This is a genomic window from Enterococcus sp. SB12 (genome assembly GCF_030910025.2).
Classification (GTDB): Bacteria; Bacillota; Bacilli; order Lactobacillales; family Enterococcaceae; genus Enterococcus_B; species Enterococcus_B faecium.
On sequence record NZ_CP175675.1, the window covers coordinates 1,222,936 to 1,242,660 of the forward strand.

Annotated in this window: 21 protein-coding genes, 1 tRNA gene and 4 pseudogenes; 17 read left to right on the forward strand and 9 right to left on the reverse strand. The window is 35.3% G+C overall.

The genetic code is table 11. The features are described from left to right. Positions 1–503: 503 nt before the first annotated feature. The 3 genes and pseudogenes from RBL01_RS06035 (at position 504) to RBL01_RS06045 (ending at position 2,859) form a co-directional block, all read left to right on the forward strand. Positions 504–1,629: pseudogene (locus tag RBL01_RS06035) on the forward strand (IS3 family transposase). Between the two features lie 42 nt (positions 1,630–1,671). After that, a pseudogene (locus RBL01_RS06040) lies at positions 1,672–1,853 on the forward strand (LPXTG cell wall anchor domain-containing protein); the annotation flags it as partial. A 4-nt stretch (positions 1,854–1,857) separates the two neighbouring features. Beyond that, complete coding sequence (locus RBL01_RS06045) at positions 1,858–2,859, forward strand: alpha/beta hydrolase (RefSeq protein WP_002376576.1); 1,002 nt, start codon at positions 1,858–1,860, stop codon at positions 2,857–2,859. A gap of 201 nt (positions 2,860–3,060) precedes the next feature. Here RBL01_RS06045 and RBL01_RS06050 read toward each other — a convergent pair whose 3' ends face one another. Then, positions 3,061–3,267, reverse strand: coding sequence for a DUF3955 domain-containing protein (locus RBL01_RS06050; RefSeq protein ID WP_058128731.1), 207 nt, complete (start codon positions 3,265–3,267; stop codon positions 3,061–3,063). 644 nt (positions 3,268–3,911) lie between these two features. Beyond that, positions 3,912–4,760: a MurR/RpiR family transcriptional regulator gene (locus RBL01_RS06055; protein ID WP_002298689.1), complete on the reverse strand. Its 849-nt coding sequence runs from the start codon at positions 4,758–4,760 to the stop codon at positions 3,912–3,914. 136 nt (positions 4,761–4,896) lie between these two features. On the opposite strand from RBL01_RS06055, the gene gnd reads away from it, so the two are divergent. The 3 genes from gnd to RBL01_RS06070 are packed head-to-tail and all read left to right on the forward strand — an operon-like array spanning position 4,897 to position 7,578. Beyond that, positions 4,897–5,799 carry a phosphogluconate dehydrogenase (NAD(+)-dependent, decarboxylating) gene (gnd, locus tag RBL01_RS06060; protein WP_002298688.1) on the forward strand — a complete coding sequence of 301 codons (903 nt, stop codon included), beginning with the start codon at positions 4,897–4,899 and terminating at the stop codon, positions 5,797–5,799. A gap of 1 nt (position 5,800) precedes the next feature. Beyond that, positions 5,801–6,802: a D-isomer specific 2-hydroxyacid dehydrogenase family protein gene (locus RBL01_RS06065; protein ID WP_002325732.1), complete on the forward strand. Its 1,002-nt coding sequence runs from the start codon at positions 5,801–5,803 to the stop codon at positions 6,800–6,802. Positions 6,803–6,810: 8 nt separating this feature from the next. Beyond that, on the forward strand, positions 6,811–7,578 hold the full coding sequence (locus tag RBL01_RS06070) for an HAD family hydrolase (RefSeq protein WP_002298686.1): 768 nt from the start codon (positions 6,811–6,813) through the stop codon (positions 7,576–7,578). A 206-nt stretch (positions 7,579–7,784) separates the two neighbouring features. Here the strand turns inward: RBL01_RS06070 and RBL01_RS06075 are convergent, their stop codons facing one another. Continuing rightward, entirely contained in the window at positions 7,785–7,934 is a 150-nt protein-coding gene (locus RBL01_RS06075; protein WP_307780929.1) for a hypothetical protein, read from the reverse strand. A gap of 383 nt (positions 7,935–8,317) precedes the next feature. Here RBL01_RS06075 and RBL01_RS06080 point away from each other — a divergent pair, with 383 nt between their 5' ends. Next, complete coding sequence (locus RBL01_RS06080) at positions 8,318–8,518, forward strand: cold-shock protein (RefSeq protein WP_002293303.1); 201 nt, start codon at positions 8,318–8,320, stop codon at positions 8,516–8,518. Between the two features lie 1,192 nt (positions 8,519–9,710). Here the strand turns inward: RBL01_RS06080 and RBL01_RS06085 are convergent. The 4 genes and pseudogenes from RBL01_RS06085 to RBL01_RS06100 form a co-directional block, all read right to left on the reverse strand. Continuing rightward, positions 9,711–10,076, reverse strand: coding sequence for a TIGR02328 family protein (locus RBL01_RS06085; protein WP_058128729.1), 366 nt, complete (start codon positions 10,074–10,076; stop codon positions 9,711–9,713). A 75-nt stretch (positions 10,077–10,151) separates the two neighbouring features. Next, positions 10,152–10,397, reverse strand: a complete 246-nt coding sequence (locus tag RBL01_RS06090) for a helix-turn-helix domain-containing protein (protein ID WP_002298680.1) — start codon at positions 10,395–10,397, stop codon at positions 10,152–10,154. Positions 10,398–10,466: 69 nt separating this feature from the next. After that, positions 10,467–10,720: pseudogene (locus tag RBL01_RS06095) on the reverse strand (hypothetical protein). Between the two features lie 163 nt (positions 10,721–10,883). After that, positions 10,884–11,207: pseudogene (locus RBL01_RS06100) on the reverse strand (hypothetical protein). Positions 11,208–11,393: 186 nt separating this feature from the next. Here RBL01_RS06100 and RBL01_RS06105 point away from each other — a divergent pair. Continuing rightward, positions 11,394–11,467, forward strand: a tRNA-Ile gene (locus tag RBL01_RS06105). A 264-nt stretch (positions 11,468–11,731) separates the two neighbouring features. Here RBL01_RS06105 and RBL01_RS06110 read toward each other — a convergent pair. Both RBL01_RS06110 and RBL01_RS06115 read right to left on the reverse strand, forming a co-directional pair. Continuing rightward, the gene (locus tag RBL01_RS06110) at positions 11,732–12,229 is read right to left on the reverse strand and encodes an isochorismatase family cysteine hydrolase (RefSeq protein ID WP_307780928.1); all 498 of its coding nucleotides are present in this window, start codon (positions 12,227–12,229) and stop codon (positions 11,732–11,734) included. A 39-nt stretch (positions 12,230–12,268) separates the two neighbouring features. Next, the gene (locus tag RBL01_RS06115; protein WP_058128727.1) at positions 12,269–13,078 is read right to left on the reverse strand and encodes a Cof-type HAD-IIB family hydrolase; all 810 of its coding nucleotides are present in this window, start codon (positions 13,076–13,078) and stop codon (positions 12,269–12,271) included. 333 nt (positions 13,079–13,411) lie between these two features. On the opposite strand from RBL01_RS06115, the gene RBL01_RS06120 reads away from it, so the two are divergent. From RBL01_RS06120 to RBL01_RS06160, 9 genes are all read left to right on the forward strand, one after another. Then, a complete protein-coding gene (locus RBL01_RS06120; RefSeq protein WP_002298675.1) occupies positions 13,412–14,269 on the forward strand; it encodes a glycosyltransferase family 8 protein in 858 nt (285 codons plus the stop codon). Further along, positions 14,262–15,164 (forward strand): glycosyltransferase family 8 protein, encoded by a 903-nt coding sequence (locus tag RBL01_RS06125; RefSeq protein WP_307780927.1) that lies wholly within the window; start codon positions 14,262–14,264, stop codon positions 15,162–15,164. Before RBL01_RS06120 ends, RBL01_RS06125 begins: the two co-directional genes overlap by 8 nt. 31 nt (positions 15,165–15,195) lie before the next feature. Beyond that, positions 15,196–15,546, forward strand: coding sequence for an iron-sulfur cluster biosynthesis family protein (locus RBL01_RS06130; RefSeq protein ID WP_002298673.1), 351 nt, complete (start codon positions 15,196–15,198; stop codon positions 15,544–15,546). 48 nt (positions 15,547–15,594) lie between these two features. Continuing rightward, complete coding sequence (locus RBL01_RS06135) at positions 15,595–16,518, forward strand: magnesium transporter CorA family protein (protein WP_002376595.1); 924 nt, start codon at positions 15,595–15,597, stop codon at positions 16,516–16,518. Positions 16,519–16,595: 77 nt separating this feature from the next. Then, positions 16,596–17,489, forward strand: coding sequence for an SDR family oxidoreductase (locus RBL01_RS06140; RefSeq protein WP_002298671.1), 894 nt, complete (start codon positions 16,596–16,598; stop codon positions 17,487–17,489). 37 nt (positions 17,490–17,526) lie between these two features. After that, positions 17,527–18,090: an alkaline shock response membrane anchor protein AmaP gene (gene amaP, locus RBL01_RS06145; protein ID WP_307780926.1), complete on the forward strand. Its 564-nt coding sequence runs from the start codon at positions 17,527–17,529 to the stop codon at positions 18,088–18,090. Between the two features lie 12 nt (positions 18,091–18,102). Continuing rightward, on the forward strand, positions 18,103–18,291 hold the full coding sequence (locus tag RBL01_RS06150) for a DUF2273 domain-containing protein (protein WP_002291274.1): 189 nt from the start codon (positions 18,103–18,105) through the stop codon (positions 18,289–18,291). A gap of 12 nt (positions 18,292–18,303) precedes the next feature. Next, entirely contained in the window at positions 18,304–19,206 is a 903-nt protein-coding gene (locus tag RBL01_RS06155) for an Asp23/Gls24 family envelope stress response protein (RefSeq protein ID WP_002298670.1), read from the forward strand. 31 nt (positions 19,207–19,237) lie between these two features. Further along, the gene (locus RBL01_RS06160; RefSeq protein ID WP_002291278.1) at positions 19,238–19,480 is read left to right on the forward strand and encodes a GlsB/YeaQ/YmgE family stress response membrane protein; all 243 of its coding nucleotides are present in this window, start codon (positions 19,238–19,240) and stop codon (positions 19,478–19,480) included. Positions 19,481–19,725 lie beyond the last annotated feature (245 nt).

Genomic DNA, 19,725 nt, shown 5'->3' on the forward strand with positions numbered 1-19,725 from the left:
TCGCATAAAAATATCTTTCGTGTTTCTCTAGTATAACAGAATAAGAAGAACAAGTCCAGAAGGGATATTTTCAGTCTTTTTTTAAATAACTTTTCAGTCGAGTTTGAGTTTATGATAGTTGTTTTTGAAGCGATACGGCAAGTGAAAAAATAGGGGAGCATGAAAGAATCTACTTAATGGCGCATTGATTCATGTAATAGAAATAAAAAACTTTTTTAAATTTATATCCTCATGATTGTAACAAATAAAAAAAGACCCCAATGAAGTTGTGGCAAAAGTGGTTTGCCTCAAAAATAAGAAGGAATTTCCAAAAATCACTTCTCAAATTTCATCCCCAATTGGGTCAAATTTGTTTATTTGAATATATTTTTTACATAAGGATCTTTAATAGTTACATTGTCTTTTTTCATCACTTTACGGATTGTGGTGTTAGTATCAAATCTTAGACAGCTTTTCGTAGAGACAAGAATAAATTAAACTTATCTACGAGAGGATGAATTTTTATGACCCGATATGAAGAAAATTTTAAACAAATGATTGTTGAACTGAATCAAACTGGACGTTCTGTTCGAGGGTTAGCGAAAGAATATGGCTTATCTGAAGCAACGATTTACAAATGGAAGAATTTATATTTACCTGATCAGTCCACAGGACTGACTGGAAAAGAAGTAGCTGAACTGAGAAAAGAAAATGCTCGTTTAAATGAGGAACTTGAAATCTTAAAAAAAGCCGCAGCCATATTCTCTCGGAAAACCTAAATTCGCTTGTTCAATTTATTGAAAAATGGTGTAAGGATTACACTGTTTCTTTGTTGTGTCGGTTATTAGAAATCCCTAGAAGTGTCTATTATTTTTATAAGAATAAACCGTTGACAGCTACAGAAATCAGAAATAATAAGTTGAAAAAGAAGATTTCAACAATTTTTTTACGAATAAACAACGCTATGGTGCCACAAAGATCCATCAAGTTTTATTAAAAGAAGGGATTTCAGTATCTCTTAAACATGTCCAAAAGCTAATGAAACAATTAAATTTAAGGTCGATTGTAGTTAAAAAATATAGACCTCAAAGGTCTAATAAACCGATCATTTCAAAAGAGAATCTCTTAAATCAGGACTTTTCTACTGAAACGATCTGTGAGAAATGGGCAGCTGACATTACGTACATTCCTACTAAGAAAAATGGTTGGTGTTACTTATCTTCAATCATGGATTTACACACGAAAAAAATTATTAGTTATACATTTTCAAAACGAATGACTGTGGATTGTGTCATTCAAACATTGAATAAAGCAAAAATACATTATCACATTCCAGAAGGAATGATTCTACACACTGACTTGGGCAGCCAATACACAGCAAGAGAAGTGGAACAATGGCTTAAAACCAACAAAATAAGGCATTCTTATAGTAGAAAAGGAACACCTTATGATAATGCTGGAATCGAATCTTTCCATGCCTCATTGAAAAAAGAAGAAGTCTACACGACTAGCTACTCAGATTTTGAAGAAGCAAATCGAGCGCTATTTAGCTACATTGAAGGATTTTATAACCGAAATCGAATCCATAGCTCGATTCACTATCTAACCCCACAGGAATTTGAAGAATTAGCAAAAGAAAAAATGGCTTAACCGTCTCTACTAAAATGTGTCCAAGATATTGACTCAAATCCAGATCAATCAAGTGATGATACGCAACCGATTCAGATGACAGTGAAAGTACAAAAAAAGACAGATGCAAAAAAAGAATGTTGCCGAAAACTGGAGAAAAGAAACATTCGCTTCTCATTTATTCAGGTGGATTTTTATCTGTTAGCACGATTATCACATGGATTTGGCGAAGAAAGAGAGGGTAAATGAATGAAATGGTTCAAGCGAATAGTGATTGCAGTACCAGTTATCATCGTAGTTATTTTAGTCACTGTATTTTTGATTAATCAAATCACACCAAAGCCGATTAGCTTGCTTGTTAGAAAACAATTTGACACAAGTGAAAAAGAACAAGTATATGCCCGACCAGATGATTTCCAGCAAAAAATTGAACAAATCGATATAAAAAAAGAAATATCCTATCCTTCAAAATACAAAAATAATAATATGGATATCTACACACCGAAAGTGGAAAAGAAAAAGTCACCGATTCTTTTCTGGATGCATGGAGGCGCATATGTAGGAGGGGATAAAAATGATTGTCGTGATTATTTGGAATATCTATGTTCAGACACGCAGCAAATCATCGTAAATATAGATTATGAACGATCACCGGAAGCAAAACATCCTACACCAGTTATCCAATTGAACGAAGCCATTCAAGCAGCTAAAAAAGAGATAAAAGATCAAGCAGATTGGTCGAATATTTCGATTGGTGGAGATTCGGCAGGTGCACAAATTAGTGGAGAATATTTGTTAGCACTTCAAAATGAAGAAATTAAAAAAGCTGATCATCTTGATCCGACTTTGGAGAACAAGCAGATTACGAAGTTTATTTCTTTGTCTGGTCTGTTGGATCCTTCTGCATTTACTCAAGTAAGTGATAAAATCTCTAGCTTTCTTTATGAAAAATGTGGATGGGCTTACTTTGATAATAAGGACTTTGAACAATCAGAGAAGGTCAAAAGTTTAGCCTTGGTCAGACATGCGGATCGTTGGACGCAAAACACATTCTTAACGGATGGAAATACAAATACGTTTACGAAACAAATGGAAGAAGTAACTTCTGTATTTGAGAAAGCGGGGGTGAAAGTCACAAAAGTAGATTATGCGGAGAAAAATGCTGTTTTGAACCATGAATATCAGTTTGATTTCAGCAATAAACAAGCGCAAGAAACATATAAAAAGTTAGTAATGTTTTTCAAGGAGTAAAGTCTTATGATGCAAAAGAGGTTGTAATCTGTCACTTAGCTCCAAGTCACAAGGAGCAATTTCAATAAACAAGCTTTTCATGGTTTATGAATATTGTAACTTGTGACTGAGGAGTTAGAGATGGCAAGGGGCACCTTTTATTCGAAATTTGGGAATATCACACGGTTATTGTCACGATCTCTTTTACGTAAATTTTATAAGTCAGATTTTTTGTTTTGATCGTTTAAAAAAAGCAACAAATCCGAAGCCTGCGGAGGCAAGAAGGGACAAAAAGCCGAGTGGTAAGCAAAAGAATGCTGTTTCCACTAATATTCCGTTGTTATTGATATAAGGCTGGGAACAAAGATGAATAGCAAATAAAATCAATGCACTAGCGAAAAAAAGCAAAGAAATATGGATAGCTTTCATAAGCAGCACCTCCTTTTTTATAATTGTATGATAAATAGATTAAGAATCTATAAATGTGACAAGTTTGTTAGGATGTGAATAAAATGATCATCCAGCGAACTTGAAACAAAGATGGCTAATGATAAGCAATTAATGATTCAGCAATCAGATAGTTACAAAGTTTACCATCATACGTATAGACCAATAATAGAAAATATGGGAATATAATAGAAAAGATTTAGGATACCCCCAAAAGAATTTCCCCAAAAATTCGATGTATCCTAAACTTTTTTATTTTACATAACAATCATATCAACTGTGAAATAAAATTACAAATGATAACCTAAAATGAGGCCAAAAGCCAGTGTTATCAAGGAAATACTTAATTTACCAAAATTTTTTTTAATTTTTTAGAAAATAAGAAACAAAAATAATAAAAAAAGAAAAGATAAATTTTTTACTACTGTGTACTAACTTTGTTATCGCATCTAACAAGTAACTCGAATAATACCAATACAACCTTCTCCAAAGATGCGATGACATACGTTCTAACCCACCGACTATTGATGTTCTGTACCACCCTTGCAGAACCAAAAAAGCCACTACCAAATATTTGGTAGTGGCTTTTTTTGTTTTATGGATTTTTCGCTTTTTATGTTATGGTGCTATTCTTTGATTTCAGAAATCGTATGTCGAACTTTAGCGATAGAACGACGTGATTCTTTTTCGTTGTAAAACATCAAAATCACATATAGAGAGTCCAAAATGCTTAGTTGAGAAATACGGGAAGCTAAAGCTTCAGATCGGAATTCTGTTTCTTCAGAAATAGAAATAAAAACGACATCGCCAAGTTTAGCAAGGGAAGAATTAGCTTGGCTAGTAATAACGATTGTTTTTGCTCCAGTTTTTCTTACGGTTTCAGCAATATGGATTGTTTCTTTTGATTGCCCTGTGTGAGAAATCAAAACAGCACAGTTTTTTTCCGTCAATAAAGAAGCTTCCATCAATTGAATATGGTAATCCGTGCTGTGAGAAGTTGCAATAGGGGAACGCAAAAATTTATGATAAGCGTCAGTTGCTACAATCTCTGAACCGCCAACACCGAAAAAATAGACACGTTTAGATTCATTGATAATAGTAGCCGCTTTTTTTAGATCCTTTTGTTGTAACAACTTTTTTGTGTCATTTAAAGTTGAAATACTAGACTCGAACACCTTTTGCGCCATAGTGAGCTCAGTATCTGTTTTCTGAATATTTTCGTGGATAGAAATAGCAGATAGATCATTTTCTTGGATCAACATGGCCATTTTAAAATCTTTAAATCCATTATAACCAAGTTTTTTTGTAAATTGAAAAAAAGTAGAGTCAGCAATACCTAGTTCACTTGCTAAATTGCTAATCGGACTATGACTTACTTTGCTTGGATTTTCTAAAATATAATCGGCGATAGCCTGTTCTTTTGGGCTGAAGTCGTTGTACATTGTTTTGATTTGTAGTCTTATGGAGACGCTCATGAGAATTCCTCCTTTTCATAATAAGATTATCATTTTTTCCGTTCTCGTTAATGTTAAAAATACAAGGAGAGTAGGAAAAAATCAAACAAAAAATATTTTTTTGTATAATGAGGGTATAAGAAATGGAGGCGCTATCATGGAAATTGGTGTAATTGGTTTGGGAAAAATGGGATTGAATTTAGCTTTAAACTTAAAAGAGCACCATCACAAAGTACAAGGACTCGACATTTCTAGTACAGCTGTTAGTCAGGCAAGAGAAAATGACATTCCTGCTTATCAAGAGATCTCTGAATTTCTAGCTACTTTTGAGCAGAAAAAAATCATCTGGTTAATGCTTCCTGCTGGAGAGATAACCGAAAACATGTTAAGAAAACTTTTTCCAAAACTCGGACCAGGAGACATTATTATTGAAGGCGGAAACTTTTATTATAAAGATTCAATCCGTCGAGCAGAAGAGTTTCAGAAAAATGAAATCGGTTACTTGGATTGTGGGACTTCTGGAGGAATCGAAGGAGCACGACATCAAGCCTGCTTAATGATTGGAGGAGATAAAGAAACTTTTCTATCCGTGGAACAATTATTCAAAGATGTAGCAATTGAAAGAGGATATCTGTATGCTGGTGCATCCGGAAGCGGACACTTCTTGAAAATGATCCATAATGGAATCGAATATGGAATGATGCAAGCAATCGGTAAAGGATTCCAACTTGTACAAAAAAGTGAGTATGCTTTTGACTTGGAACAAGTCGCACGTGTTTGGAATCATGGTTCGGTGATTCGCGGCTGGCTTATGGAAATCATGGAAGATCAGTTAAACGAACATCCCAATTTAAGTAATTATCGGGGAATCGTTTCTGCATCAGGTGAAGCAAAATGGACGGTTGAAACAGCGCTAGAAATGGCTGTTCCAGTTCCAGTAATTGCAACTAGTTTGTTCATGAGGAATCTTTCACAGGAAGAAGATAGTTTTTCAGCAAAAGTAGTTTCAGCACTAAGAAATGGGTTTGGCGGACATGAAATAGTTGAAAAGGGTGAGTAAAATGCCAGATTATCATATAGCAATCGTTAATTCCAGCAGTTTCGGAAGAGTTTTTCCACACCACTTGGAAAGATTAAAGTCAGTTGGAGACGTTCATTTCTTTACTGTTGATCAAGAGATTCCAGGAAAAGAACTAGCGGAGTTACTTAAAGGATTCAATATCATTATTGCAAGTGTTACGCCATTTTTTCGACGAGATTTTTTTGAAAACAAAGATGAACTGCTATTGATTTCCCGACATGGTATTGGTTACAACAATATTGATTTAAAAGCAGCAAAAGAACACCAGACAATCGTATCTATCATACCTGCTTTAGTTGAACGAAATGCTGTAGCAGAAAATAATATAACTAATTTGTTGTCTATGCTTCGACGCACGACACAAGCACAAGCAAGAGTCAAGGACGATCGATGGGAAGATCGGGCGGAGTTCGTCGGTAGGACGCTGTTTAACAAAACAGTTGGTGTGATTGGTGCAGGAAATACCGGAAGCGGAGTAATCGAAATTTTGCGTAACGGTTTTCGCTGTGATGTTCTAGCTTATGATCCTTACAAATCAGATTTATACATCGAAAGCTTTGGTGCAAAAAAAGTAGAACTTCAAGAATTACTGGAACATCCAGATATCATTTGTTTATGTGCGAATTTGACAGAAGAGAACTATCACATGATTTCTGCTAAAGAAGTCGATCAGATGAAAGAAAATGTTTATCTATCTAATAGTGCAAGAGGCGCTCTAGTTGATGAAGAAGCGATGATTAATGGTCTGAAAAGCGGAAAGATCGCAGGATATGCCACAGATGTTTTAGAAGAAGAACCGGGACGTCAAGATCATCCGTATTTAGCGTTTGAACAAGTAGTGATTACGCCACATATATCGGCCTACACAAGGGAATGTTTAGAAGCAATGGGTGAAAAATGTGTCAGAGATGTCGAACAGATCAGTCAGCACCTTCTTCCTGAACGTTCTGTCCAGACAAAGAGCAACTATATAAAAGGATGATGAAGAAAATGGTGAACGGTTTAAAAGTGAAAATAGGCCCTCAATTTTATTTATATGAAGAAGGTGGTATTTCAAAGCTCTTCATCTTTGATATGGATGGCCTTTTATTAGAAACTGGACGTTTAGCTTATCGTGCTTATGTAAAATCAGCACAAAAGTATGATTATGAAATGCGTAAGGAAGTCTATTATTTACTAACTGGCCAAACAGAAATGGCGATAAGAGAACAAATGGGCATTTTGTACGGAGAAGATGTTCCATATATCAAATGGCGAGAAGCAATCAATCAATATAAAGAAAAAATCGTGAAAGAAGATAAGAGAGTATATACGAAAAAAGGAGCAGAAGAAATTTTATCTTTTGCAAAAGAAAGAGGAATCCATACAATCGTGGCCTCGTCTAATACACGCGAGAAAATAGAAATGTATTTAAGAATGGAAAATCTATACGATTTTTTTGAACAAATCATTTCGGGAGATGACGTGGAAAAAGGAAAACCGGAACCAGAAATCTTTTTGAAAGCTTGTTCAAAAATGAATATTCCTCCAAGTGAAGCACTTGTATTTGAAGACTCGATTGCAGGGATCGAAGCAGCAAGGCGAGCGGGCATTTTGTCTTTTCTCATCAAAGATCATTTGATAGGGTTGCCCGATCATAATGGGAAGCATAAGTTGAAAGTAGATGTAAGTTTATATGAATCCAATAAAGCAGACTATGAATTTTATGACCTGCATCAAGCAAAACGATTTTTAGAAAGTAAAGGGTTGTATCTCTAATAAAGAGGACTATTTTCTAGTCCTCTTTATTTATTGTCCTGCACGACTGAGGGAACAGATGAAAAAGAAGTAATTTTTTATTTTGAAGTATCTACCTTATTTGTAGTGAACAATTTAGAACAAACACAAAACGCATCTACTATTATCTACCAGTAGATGCGTTTAAAGAGAAGAACGAGAATCGTCCATATGAGGGTTTCCACTCCTTATGCAAATTTTTTTAATTCTTGCACTGCTTGTTCGATCGTAACACCTGTCGCTACATGATTGGTATTTTCTTTGTCAAAAACGAAAAATAGATTCAAATCTGTATCCAAGGTTACTCGATATTGTATATCTTTGTTATAGAATGTCATAGCCATTCTCCTTTCTTTAAATACTTGCTGAAAGGCAACGAACGCGTTGATAACGAAATTCCATTTATAAGTATACCACCAATTGAAAGGTTTTCATAGTTAAGAAATTTTAAAGTCAAAAAGCAAATAAACAAGAAAACAAAAAATGAATCAAACGCGGTTGTTCAACTTTTTCTTCGATTCGAAGACAATAGAAGACAATGAATTTTATATTTCATTGCATTATCCTTGTGTTATTAGAAAAAGCATGATATATTAAATGAGTAATCTATTTTGAAACGTAATTTGAGCGATATATCTACATAGATAAAACTCCTTTTGCCTATCAAATATTTATTGCAACGAAAAAACGTACATTGATACGTATCAGGAGGAATTTATTTATGAATAACGGTACAGTAAAATGGTTCAACGCAGACAAAGGTTTTGGCTTTATCACTGGTGAAGATGGAAATGATGTATTTGCACATTTCTCAGCTATTCAAGGTGACGGCTTCAAAACTTTAGAAGAAGGCCAAGCAGTGTCTTACGATGTTGAAGATGGTCAACGTGGCCCACAAGCAACAAACATTGTTAAAGCTTAATAAAAATTGACTTTTAACCGTCTTTTCGAAAGAAAAGACGGTTTTTTTTGTACGAAAAAATTCATTGGTCGTTGAATGGGCTGAATAGTAGTGTATAAAACAATTTTGTGGAGCGTGAAGCTTTTATGGTAGAGGAAAATACGAATAAAGTGATGTTGATAAAAAGATTCCTATCTTGAATATGAAACGAGATGTCTTGAAAATGAATGAGTTTGACCAATCATTATCCTATCGAAATTTACAGTTTCGTTCGATTGGTCTGTCAATTAATGAAAAAGTAAAAAAGAATATGTTCTAGGAAGAGGGCGGCACATCTAAATTTTTAAGTAACGGACAGTTCAAATATCAAGCATTGAAAGAGGCTATCCTACTGTTTGAAGGAATACGAGTATATAAAAACGACAAAGAGGAAAAAGTAGTTCATTAAATCCCTTCAAGTGATGAAAGAATGAGATCTAATAAAACCTGATCTTTCATCTGTTTTTTAAATAACGTAATAATTTTTTGTTTTTTTGTGCTTTCTCCGTTATTGTAAAGTGATTTAGCATTCTTATTTTTTAAAAATAACTGTGTTATATATTAAAAAAGACATAATAGTTATTAATTTTTTTAAAGAATATTTAGAAATTATTAATTTTCGTCTGAAAACAAAAAAGAAAGCGTTATTATTTTAGTCTATTTTCAGGGGGGTAACCTTATGATAAAAAAACTATTTTTACTATCAATATTAACGCTAGCAATGGCAGGTTGTTCTGACTCTGGCTTAGCAACTGAACTGATCACAAAATCAACTGAAGCCACGACAGAGGAGTTAAAATGTGGAAACGATCACAGTGACTATAGAGGCTTAAATCGTCGATGCATGGGAATATTAGGCAGAAGCAATTGTAAGCATCGATGTAGTAATCGAAGAAGGTGTAGAAGAAGCAACAGAAAAATCAAAAGAAAGATCAAAAGAAGCAAACTGTGCTGTGCATCGTATGCAGACGTCGAAGATGCGGTACCTTTAAACCACGTCAGGAGATGTTCATTTATGTCTAGGAAAGCTGGCGATGAACCAAAACTAGAGTACGCTTTTAGTTTTGCACGTGAGGATGAAGATAACCCTAAAACTTACGACATTTTAGCTTGATCTAAGATGGTTAAAGCTTTTTAATGAAGTAAGAGGAGATAGAAGGCTTTTCTAGTTATATTAGGTAAGATAAATTCCTTTTTGCTCCAAATTTGCTAAACATTCTGCTAGATAAACTTCATCGTGTTCCGGATAAATCGGCACGTTGCGCTCTACAGTAGGTAAATCAAAAAATGCTTCGCATGATTTGCCACGATACATAGGATTTTTCCACTCTGGTGCTGGGCTGTAACCACGTTTTTCCATTTCATCCATGACAAGCCGATGATATTGGAATAATCTATAAGGAGAATAGTGAAAAACATAATCCACAGTAGCATGTTTCTTTCCCCAGCCATTTCCTCTTAATGCACAGCATTCCCGATGTTGTCCTAAAAGCTGTTGACGAGGAAGCTTTGAAATCAATTTTTCATGCCATAATCGCATAGAAATATCTCCTTTATATATAGATTGTTAACTTTAGACGTTAAATGAAAAAACCAGCACCAAGGCTGGAAAAAATCACTTAAGTCTGCTTGCTGTTTCTGAGCGACCAATTAGGTAATCAACGGAAATATCGTAAAAGTCAGCGATATAGATTAATTCAATGATGCTTGGAATTTCTTCTCCTTCTTCGTACTTACGATATTTGAATAAAGGAATACTTAACGCGTTAGAAACAGCTACTTGAGATAAAGATCGGCCAGTTCTTAAGAAATTCAGACGACAACGTAAAGTATCCAGTAAAATAGTTTCTTCGATACTCATTTAATCACCTTTCATTATAGTAGAATAGTTATAATGACTATAGAAAGCTACACATGCAATCAATAGTACTCAATGTTTTTTATTTAAACGTATCAAATAAAGAATGACGATCAATAAAGACAAAACCAGTCCTGATAATTCTTCTATAAAAACACTATCGGGTTCAAAGTAGTTGTAATTAAAAACTTTCCACATAAAGTAGATAGCCGGAAGAGTCAAAATAGCTAAATAAAACCGTTCTTTGTTCAATTCATAAGATAAACAATACTTGCGACCAGTGCGACCGCAGGCACCCAAAACAAAACTCTCACCAACGTAATCATGTAACGGACTCCTCAACGATTCATATAATAAAAGATAACATGTTATTGCATACATCACAAATGAAATGCTAGGAAAATAAAAGAAGAATAGATCAATGAAAAATGAAAAAGCAGAACAGTTTTCTGCTGATAAGCAGGAACTGTTCCGCTGAATGTGTCTTATCTATCGAGAAAAAATCAATGGATTGATATCTAAGTAATTCAATACATATAAAAAGAGGACGATCGCATTCACTAAAAAGGAAAGAATGATGATCCCATAGCGAATGGAAACATATTTAACAAATACTTTTGTTTGAATACGGGCATATCTTTTTCCTTTATAGCTGAGCATCATGACAAGAAGCAAAAGGGTAATCACACCTTGAAAAACCATTCCAATAAACAGAATTCCTTAGGTTTGATAATTTAATTGGAGAAAATAAGCTGCTGTCGCAACTAAATCGAATAAAATCGCAATAAATGGCAAAATAATCACTCCTAACATTGAGAATAAATAAAAGAATAACATTTTTTCTAAAATAAGCAAGTAAAAATTAAAGTAACAAAATAGTTATGAAACAAGTAAAAGAAATAAGAATAACAATATTATTTTACTTATATTTTGAAACTTGTGAGAGTTTGTCATTCGTACTATAGTTGAAAAGTAACAAAAATAAATTTTATTTATGATGTACCTTTAGCTCAGTTGGTTAGAGCAGACGGCTCATAACCGTCCGGTCGTAGGTTCGAGTCCTACAAGGTACATAAGAGGTTGTGAAAAAGCTGCCCTGCATCAAGTAATAAGAACAGCCAAGTAAAAAACAGCTTCTTATGTTTTTTACTTGGCTGGACTTATTACTGCAGATGCAAGCTTTTGAACACCATTTAAGAAAGAGGTCGTGAGCCTGCCGTTTAACTCTGTGTCATAAAAAAGCCAATCTACTTTGATAAAAAAAGCACGTAGGACTAAAACAGTTCTGCGTGCTTTTTTTATTGTGTGCTAAATATCGTAAATGAAGATAGATATTTTTATGATTCGACGATAGAGACGTTGAAATCTTTCAACAGCTCTAAAGCGGATTCTCCGTGTTTTCTACTGGAGACTAACATTGGATCAACAAAAAAGTCTGCTTCAGGAAAAGCACTCTGCAGGCCTATCAGATTAGAGAGTGCACACAAGTTTGTTTCAATCCCGACTACTTCGATCTCTTTTTGTTCTTCTTTGCTTTCAAATAAAGTTTCCTGGATTTCAGCTAAAGTTTCAGGTGGAATCGTAAAGTAATACTTTTTAATCACTCGTTCATTTTCTTGTGGAGAAAGAAGAGGGATCAATTGCAAATCTTCTCGTTCTTCTTCTTTGTCCTTCAGTTCAACTGGAATATCCCGTGTGAAGAGAATATATTCATTATTTTGGCGTGCTTTAGCTAATCTTTGAGAAATACGTTCTGCCAATTGATCTGACTCTGGAATATAAAATTCGCTGTTTGGATCAAGAATATGATTTTGCATATCAATAATAACTAACATTTTCTTTCCTCCTACATTCATATCGTCATTTTTTTATTTTCAATAGAAGTTTTTTAAAATATAAGCAACACCAGCTTCTTCATTCGTCAGCGTTACTTGGTTTGCAATTTCTTTTACTTGCCGCTGTGCATTCCCCATCGCAATACTCAACCCGCTGTAATTCAACATAGCAATGTCGTTTTCTTGATCGCCAAAAGCCATGATGTCACCCGATTCGATTCCAAGGTAATCCGCCAGAAAAACAAGTGAATGAGCTTTAGTGATACCTGTAGGCGTGATTTCTAAGAAATGCGGATCAGAGAATACTGATTGGATACCATCTGCTTGCAGATCTCTTTGTAGCTTCTGTAGTTTTTCTTCACTCTTATCTGTTAATGCTAATTTAAGATAGCTAAGAGAAGGATCTTCCAACATATTTAAAATTTGATCAAAAGTATGGTTCTGCAAATTGAAATGTTCATAATAAGGGTCATCTTTGACTAGATTTGATTCATCGAATGTCAGCTGATCATCTTGGGTTTCTCGGCTAGCAATGATGGATATTTTCGCTTCTTGAGCATAGAAGAAGGCTTTTCTCAGTGTATCGCTATCTATTTTTGAACGTCTGAGAACTTTCGCCATTTTTCCATCCTTCATTTCAGCAATCAGTGAACCATTGGAAGAAATCAAATAGCCACCGATTCCTAATTCGGAAAAAATATCTTTAGCAGAAATGCTGTTCCTTCCGGTAGCGACGGTTACGATTCCGCCATTTTCATCAAATTTCCGAAGTGCTTGGATATTTTCTTCTGGTATCTTTCCATTTCGATCAAGTAAGGTACCGTCTAAATCAATCGCTGCTAGTTTCATTTTATCTTCCTACTTTCTTTTTACATATCTAAATTCCTGTTACCTTAAGATTAAATGAGAATTTAAAAAAATGAAACTAACTTGCTTTGTCATTATGAATTTTTTCAAAAAACATTCTTAAGAAAAAGGTGGCTATATATAGTAGTTTTTGGTCAATACCTTTGAATAAAAAGCCATGAAAAACGAATAGTTAGCGCTTACCAATGCGTTTTGTGATAAAAAAATTTTAAAATATTCAATGAAAACAAAGCATATATTTTGCTTTAAAACCAAATGAGGAATATTCTAGATGTATAAAAGGTTAGAAAAAGATTAGAAAAAGGAGTGATTTTGATGGAGAAGAGATACGGCGTAGTTCCTGTGGTAACTGCTTCAGACGAAAATTATGCTCCTTACTTGAGCGTGATGATCGCAACTGCATTAGAAAATTGCAATAAAACAAGACGCATAAAATTTTATGTGATTGACGATGGTCTATCAGAATATAGTAAAGAAGGATTGGAAGAAACGGTAAATAAATATTCAAGTAATGCAAGTATCCAATTCCTGACAGTGGAAAAAGATATCTACGAAGACTTCCTAGTCAGTGACCATATCACAACTACCGCTTACTTAAGAATTTCTTTACCAAACTTATTAGCTAAAGAGGATTATAAGAAAGTCCTTTACTTAGATTCAGATGTGTTAGTACTAGACGATATCGTAAAACTATATGATGAGCCGTTAAATGGAAAAACAATCGGCGCTATTATCGATCCAGGCCAAGTGAAAGCTTTGGAAAGATTAGGAATCGATTCCGATGACTTGTACTTCAATTCAGGAGTGATGGTGATTGACATTGATCAATGGAATAAAAAAGAAATTACAGAAAAAACTATCCATTACCTCAGTGAAAATAGCGATCGAATCATCTATCACGACCAAGATGCTTTGAATGCTGTACTTTATGAAGATTGGGAACAACTTCATCCAAAATGGAACATGCAGACTTCGCTGATTTTTGAACGTCATCCAGCACCAAATGAAAAATATGAACGTCAGTATAAAGAAGGAAATGAAAAACCTTCGATCGTTCACTTTACAGGACATGATAAACCTTGGAATACGTTGAAAGATCATCCGTATACCAATTTATACTTAAAAAAATTAGCACACAGTACTCTAACGAAAGTAGGCGAGATCAATGAATAAAAAAGAAATAGCAGTAGTCGCAAGTTGTAACACAAAATTCGTACCACATTTAGCTGCATTATTTGTCTCAGTATTAGATAATTGCAACCCGTCTAAATTTGTTCGGTTCTATGTGATTGACGATGATATCGATTTTGAAAGTAAACAGCTTTTACGCTTCTCAGTGAAAAACGCACGAATGAACTCAGATGTGGAATTCTTGAAAATCAATAAAGAATTCTTTACAAATGTGGTAATCAGCGATCGTATTCCGGAAACAGCTTATTATCGTATTGCGATTCCGGAATTGTTCCGCGGCACAGAAGTTGAACGTATCTTATATATGGATTGCGACATGATCGCTTTACAAGATATCTCTAAATTATGGCGTCTTGACTTCGGTGATTCAATCGTAGCAGCTGTTGAAGACGCTGGGTTCCATCAACGACTGGAAAAAATGGAAATTTCAGCTAAATCAATGCGTTATTTCAACTCAGGTTTGATGCTGATCAATGTGAAAAAATGGTTAGATGAAAATATTACGCAAAAAGTATTAGATTTCATCGAACATAATCCAGAAAAATTACGATTCCATGACCAAGATGCATTAAATGCTATCTTACATGACCGTTGGTTACCACTTCATCCGCGTTGGAATGCACAAGGCTATATCATGGCAAAAGCAAAAAAACATCCAACAGCAGCAGGCGAACGTGAATACGAAGAAACTCGCAACAATCCTTACATTATCCATTTTTCAGGACATGTGAAACCGTGGAGCAAGGATTTTGAATGGCCAACGAAGAAATATTACGAAAAATATGCAGGGATGACGGCTTTCCGCTGTGTAGCTAAATTCCCTAAATATCCGAAATACGCAAAAGTTCAACCAAAAACAGATGTAGTTGTTAAATAATAGAAGACAACAACTGAAGAGGGGAGTAGGAATGGAAATTACAATGTCTAAAAATGCAGTAGAGACGTTAATTGAAAAGGTTGGGGAAAATACAAAAATCGCACTCGCGCTCATCAATGATTCCGATCCATTTTTAAGGGACAAATGTGCTTTTGCAAAAGGCAGCTTTTTTCAAATCATTCCTTTTGTTTCGGAATTTGGAGAATATGCGACTAAAATCGAGCATCCATTATTGGACATCTATACATCTAAATTAGAGCAAAATTATTTCGGTAAACGATTGAACATGGACTTTAACAAACAGCTTGACAGCTTTTCATTAGAAAATGAAATCGCAGTACTCGATTATAATATCAAATTAAAGAACTGCTTCTTCAGCTAATAGTTTCGAGAAAGTCCAAAAAGGAGGTATACATTGAGATACTACTTTGTGGATGAAGAAAAGAATGTAACAGAAACAGATGAAAAAAAATATAATTGGCTCGTACTTGATAGTGCAAAGCCCGAAGAGATTGAGCAAGCAATCGAAGAATTCGAGCTTCCTGATGATATTTTCGTAGGAACCGAATATCCGGAAGAAGTTTCTCGGATGGAGCGCCTTTATGAGACGAAACTAGAGCATCCATTTTCTTTGGTAGTGATTAATCTAGATCAGTCAGATAATCGTATCGAAAAAAAATTAACGCCAATATCTTTTGTACTTTCCGATAATCTCTTGATTACTTGTATCGATAGAAAAACCGAATTTGTGGATCGGCTGCTGACAAAGCATGGAAATCATTTAAACTCGTTTGAAAAGATCATCACGTATACATTACTAGATATTTACACCCATTACGTGAAAGAACTAAGAGAGATGAAAAAGCGAATTGACGCTTTGGATAAAGCAGCTCGTAAAACAACGGAAAATGAAGAACTGTATAAACAGGCAGATCTTGAAAGAGACATCGTATATATCGATCATACCTTAAGAGATCAACGGGAAACGATGGATCAATTATGGAATTCTGAAACTTTCATCAAACGTTTAGATGATGAACAGCTACTCTATGATGTCCATTTGAGACAGCGACAAACAGAAAAAATGATCGAGATCTATCGAGATTTATTAGAGAGTATTGGTGATCTATTCAACGGGATGATGGACAATAATCTAAATCATATCATGAAATATCTAGATTCAGCTGCATTAATCATTTCCGTTCCGGCGTTGTTCGCAGGGATTTGGGGAATGAATACAGGAGGATTACCGGGTAAAAGTTCTGCTCTAGGCTTTATACTCGTAGTCTTTGGCTCTTTGATAGCAGCAGTAGTTTTAGGTTACCATTTATACCGGAAAGATTATACAAATTAAAGAATCTATTTAAAACAGGTATCAAACAAAGAAATTTGTTTTGGCAATACAACTTAAAAACTAGGAGGAATACAGCAATGACAGAACCAAAATTAATCGACCCGCGAAACTTGTACCATACGGAGAAATTTCCTAAACAAGATCAGGATACACCCGCTTTACAGCAGAATATGATTCCTGTTCCTGATTGTGGAGAAGAATCCTATGAAGGCAATAATCAACTAGAAAACCGCCGTGTACTAATCACTGGTGGAGATTCAGGGATCGGTCGTGCAGCAGCGATTGCATTTGCTAGAGAAGGGGCAGATATCGCTCTTCAATTCTTCCCAGGAGAAGAAAAAGATGCAGAGAAAGTAGCAAAATACGTGAAAGATGCAGGACGTAAGATTGTCTTACTACCTTTTGATCTTCGTGACGAACAAGCACCTAAAGAAATCATAGATAAAGCCGTGAGTGAACTTGGCGGGCTAGATACGATGGTACTAAACGCAGGACAGCAAATTTCTTGTCAGTCTATTGCTGAGTTACCACTTGAGCAAGTCAAAGACACATTTATGATAAACATCATCGCTATGTTTGCTTTAGTGAAAGAAGCTGTTCCGCATATCCCAGCAGGAGGAGCAATCGTAACAACAACTTCTGTTCAAGCATTCAATCCAAGCGAACATTTATTAGATTACGCAGCAACAAAAGCTTCAATCGCTAACTTTACGATCGGTTTAGCAAAACAGCTTGCACCTAAAGGAATCCGTGTAAATGGTGTAGCACCTGGTCCAATCTGGACACCATTACAACTAGACGAAGGACAACCTTCTGATTCGATCCCTGAATTTGGTCAGCAAAGTTTACTAGAACGTGCAGGTCAGCCAGGAGAATTAGCACCAGTTTATGTTTTCTTAGCATCGAATAAAGCAAGTTATGTTACAGCCCAAATTTACGGAGTAACTGGTGGAGAAGCGATCAACTTATAAGAAGTTGATCGTTTCACCCCTATGAGGAGGTGCGAAAATGAATAAAGGTGTAAAAACGATCGGAGTGATCGGAACGTTACTTTTGCTATCTGTGCTTTTGTTTGCGATACTATTAAGTGCAACCTATCCATTGCCTTTTCAGCTAGAGAAGTTTCGATTCTTTTCCATCACTAATTCATACGTGCAACAATATGTATTTTGGCTTGCCGTTGCATTTGCTATTTTGACAATTATCACGTTACTTGTTTTCCTGTTTTATCCAAAAACAATCGGAAACTTTCTACTGAAACATGGTGATGGGGAGTTGACGTTGGATAAAAAAGCAATTGAAGGAATGGTTCGTTCTCACTTGCATGAAGATGAATTCATCCATTCACCAAAAGTAAATGTCAAAGCAACGAAAAACAAGATCGCCGTCAATGTAAAAGGAGAGTTGAAACGAACTTCAGCACTCATTGGTAAAACAGGAACATTGATGAAAGAAATCGAAAATGAAGTACAACACATATTGGGAACAAAAGAGCCAGTGAAAGTATCGGTGAAATACACAGGCTTTGAAAAACCAGCTAAACGAAGCAATGACCGCAAACGAGTAGAATAGGGGGGACCAAAAATGAAAGAACTATTTTCGACATACAAGCTCCCTATCATCTTTGGGGTACTTGGATTGATATTAGCCGTTTTATGGATCACCGTGGGCTTTTTCAAGACCTTATTGATCTTGATCATGGCAGCGATCGGCGTCGCTATCGGTTTTTATCTGAAACAAACGAAAATCTTAGATCACTATTTTAAATCTTAGGAGGAAACATCCATGAATAACAATAACAAAAATAATAACAATAAAATGAACAACCAAAAACCAGTGTCTGCACATCCAGACCCAACGACACCAAACCAATCAAATGGTGTGAACGATGAAAAGAACAAAACAGCACCAGTATCTGCACATCCAGATCCAGTAGTCCCTAACGTTCAACAAGGAGTAGAAGAGAAGAAACATGATGCAGAAAAGCATGCACCTCGTCATCCAGGAACTCCAGAATCTAAAGTTCCAGAACAACATGATGCAATCGATCCTTCTAAACCTGTGGAAGAGCAAAAACATCCTTCTGACCATGCGAAAGCACAAGAAAAACTTAGTTCTGACCACACAAACGGACAAGGAAAACTTGGTTCTGATCATACAAATAACCAAGGAAAGCATGATTCTGAACAGGAAGATTCAATGCGCGGTGAGCTGAATTATGAAGATAAAGTTGTGCAAAAAATCATCGGAATCGCAATCGAACAAGTAGACGGTTTATTATCTGCAAACGGTGGTTTCTTCTCTAATGTGGCAGGAAAACTTGTGAATACAGATAATGTAACGGCTGGGATCGAAACAGAAGTCGGTAAAAAACAAGTAGCAGTTGATATGGATGTCATTGTGGAATATGGCAAAGATATCGAAAAAATCTTTGAAGAAATGCAAGAAATAATCGGCAAAGAAGTAAAAAATATGACACACTTAGAAGTGATCGAAGTTAACGCTAACGTAGTGGACATCAAAACAAAAGAAGAATTTGAAAAAGATCAAGAAACGGTGCAAGACAAAGTAACTGACGCAGCGAAAAAAACCGGTGAATTTGCTTCGAATCAAACAGATAAAGTAAAATCAGCAGCTGGAAGCGGCGCACAAAAAGTAAAAGAAAATACAGAACCACGGGTTCAGTAATAAGGAAGTAAAACATTAGGAGGAACGAAACATGGGATTTATTTGGTCACTTATCGTCGGAGGAATTATCGGAGCAATTGCAGGAGCAATCACGAATAAAGGTTCTTCGATGGGGATTATTGCAAATGTCGTAGCAGGTTTAGTTGGATCAGCACTTGGTCAAGCATTATTAGGTTCTTGGGGACCAAGTATTGCAGGAATGGCAATCGTGCCATCATTGATTGGTGCCATCATTTTAGTACTAATCGTATCATTCTTTGCTCGAAAACTGTAAAAAGACTTTTAAAAGAGGTCGTGAAAAAGCTGTTCTTCATCAAGTAATAAGAACAGCCAAACAAAAATAGCTTCTCATATTTTTCATTTGGTTGGGCTTATTATCGAAGATGCAAGCTTTTGAACACTGTTTATTCGGAATAAGAGGCTGTGACAAGACTTTTGTCACAGCCTCTTATTTATGCGGGCAAATTCCCAATTAGATTTTTAAAAGTTTTTCCTTAAATGTGTCCTTGTTGATTGCTA

Coding starts and splice junctions, on each gene's coding strand:
- RBL01_RS06045 (WP_002376576.1), top strand. CDS start 1,858: ATGAAATGGTTCAAGCGAATAGTGATTGCAGTACCAGTTATCATCGTA.
- RBL01_RS06050 (WP_058128731.1), bottom strand. CDS start 3,267: ATGAAAGCTATCCATATTTCTTTGCTTTTTTTCGCTAGTGCATTGATT.
- RBL01_RS06055 (WP_002298689.1), bottom strand. CDS start 4,760: ATGAGCGTCTCCATAAGACTACAAATCAAAACAATGTACAACGACTTC.
- gnd (WP_002298688.1), top strand. CDS start 4,897: ATGGAAATTGGTGTAATTGGTTTGGGAAAAATGGGATTGAATTTAGCT.
- RBL01_RS06065 (WP_002325732.1), top strand. CDS start 5,801: ATGCCAGATTATCATATAGCAATCGTTAATTCCAGCAGTTTCGGAAGA.
- RBL01_RS06070 (WP_002298686.1), top strand. CDS start 6,811: ATGGTGAACGGTTTAAAAGTGAAAATAGGCCCTCAATTTTATTTATAT.
- RBL01_RS06075 (WP_307780929.1), bottom strand. CDS start 7,934: ATGACATTCTATAACAAAGATATACAATATCGAGTAACCTTGGATACA.
- RBL01_RS06080 (WP_002293303.1), top strand. CDS start 8,318: ATGAATAACGGTACAGTAAAATGGTTCAACGCAGACAAAGGTTTTGGC.
- RBL01_RS06085 (WP_058128729.1), bottom strand. CDS start 10,076: ATGCGATTATGGCATGAAAAATTGATTTCAAAGCTTCCTCGTCAACAG.
- RBL01_RS06090 (WP_002298680.1), bottom strand. CDS start 10,397: ATGAGTATCGAAGAAACTATTTTACTGGATACTTTACGTTGTCGTCTG.
- RBL01_RS06110 (WP_307780928.1), bottom strand. CDS start 12,229: ATGTTAGTTATTATTGATATGCAAAATCATATTCTTGATCCAAACAGC.
- RBL01_RS06115 (WP_058128727.1), bottom strand. CDS start 13,078: ATGAAACTAGCAGCGATTGATTTAGACGGTACCTTACTTGATCGAAAT.
- RBL01_RS06120 (WP_002298675.1), top strand. CDS start 13,412: ATGGAGAAGAGATACGGCGTAGTTCCTGTGGTAACTGCTTCAGACGAA.
- RBL01_RS06125 (WP_307780927.1), top strand. CDS start 14,262: ATGAATAAAAAAGAAATAGCAGTAGTCGCAAGTTGTAACACAAAATTC.
- RBL01_RS06130 (WP_002298673.1), top strand. CDS start 15,196: ATGGAAATTACAATGTCTAAAAATGCAGTAGAGACGTTAATTGAAAAG.
- RBL01_RS06140 (WP_002298671.1), top strand. CDS start 16,596: ATGACAGAACCAAAATTAATCGACCCGCGAAACTTGTACCATACGGAG.
- amaP (WP_307780926.1), top strand. CDS start 17,527: ATGAATAAAGGTGTAAAAACGATCGGAGTGATCGGAACGTTACTTTTG.
- RBL01_RS06150 (WP_002291274.1), top strand. CDS start 18,103: ATGAAAGAACTATTTTCGACATACAAGCTCCCTATCATCTTTGGGGTA.
- RBL01_RS06155 (WP_002298670.1), top strand. CDS start 18,304: ATGAATAACAATAACAAAAATAATAACAATAAAATGAACAACCAAAAA.
- RBL01_RS06160 (WP_002291278.1), top strand. CDS start 19,238: ATGGGATTTATTTGGTCACTTATCGTCGGAGGAATTATCGGAGCAATT.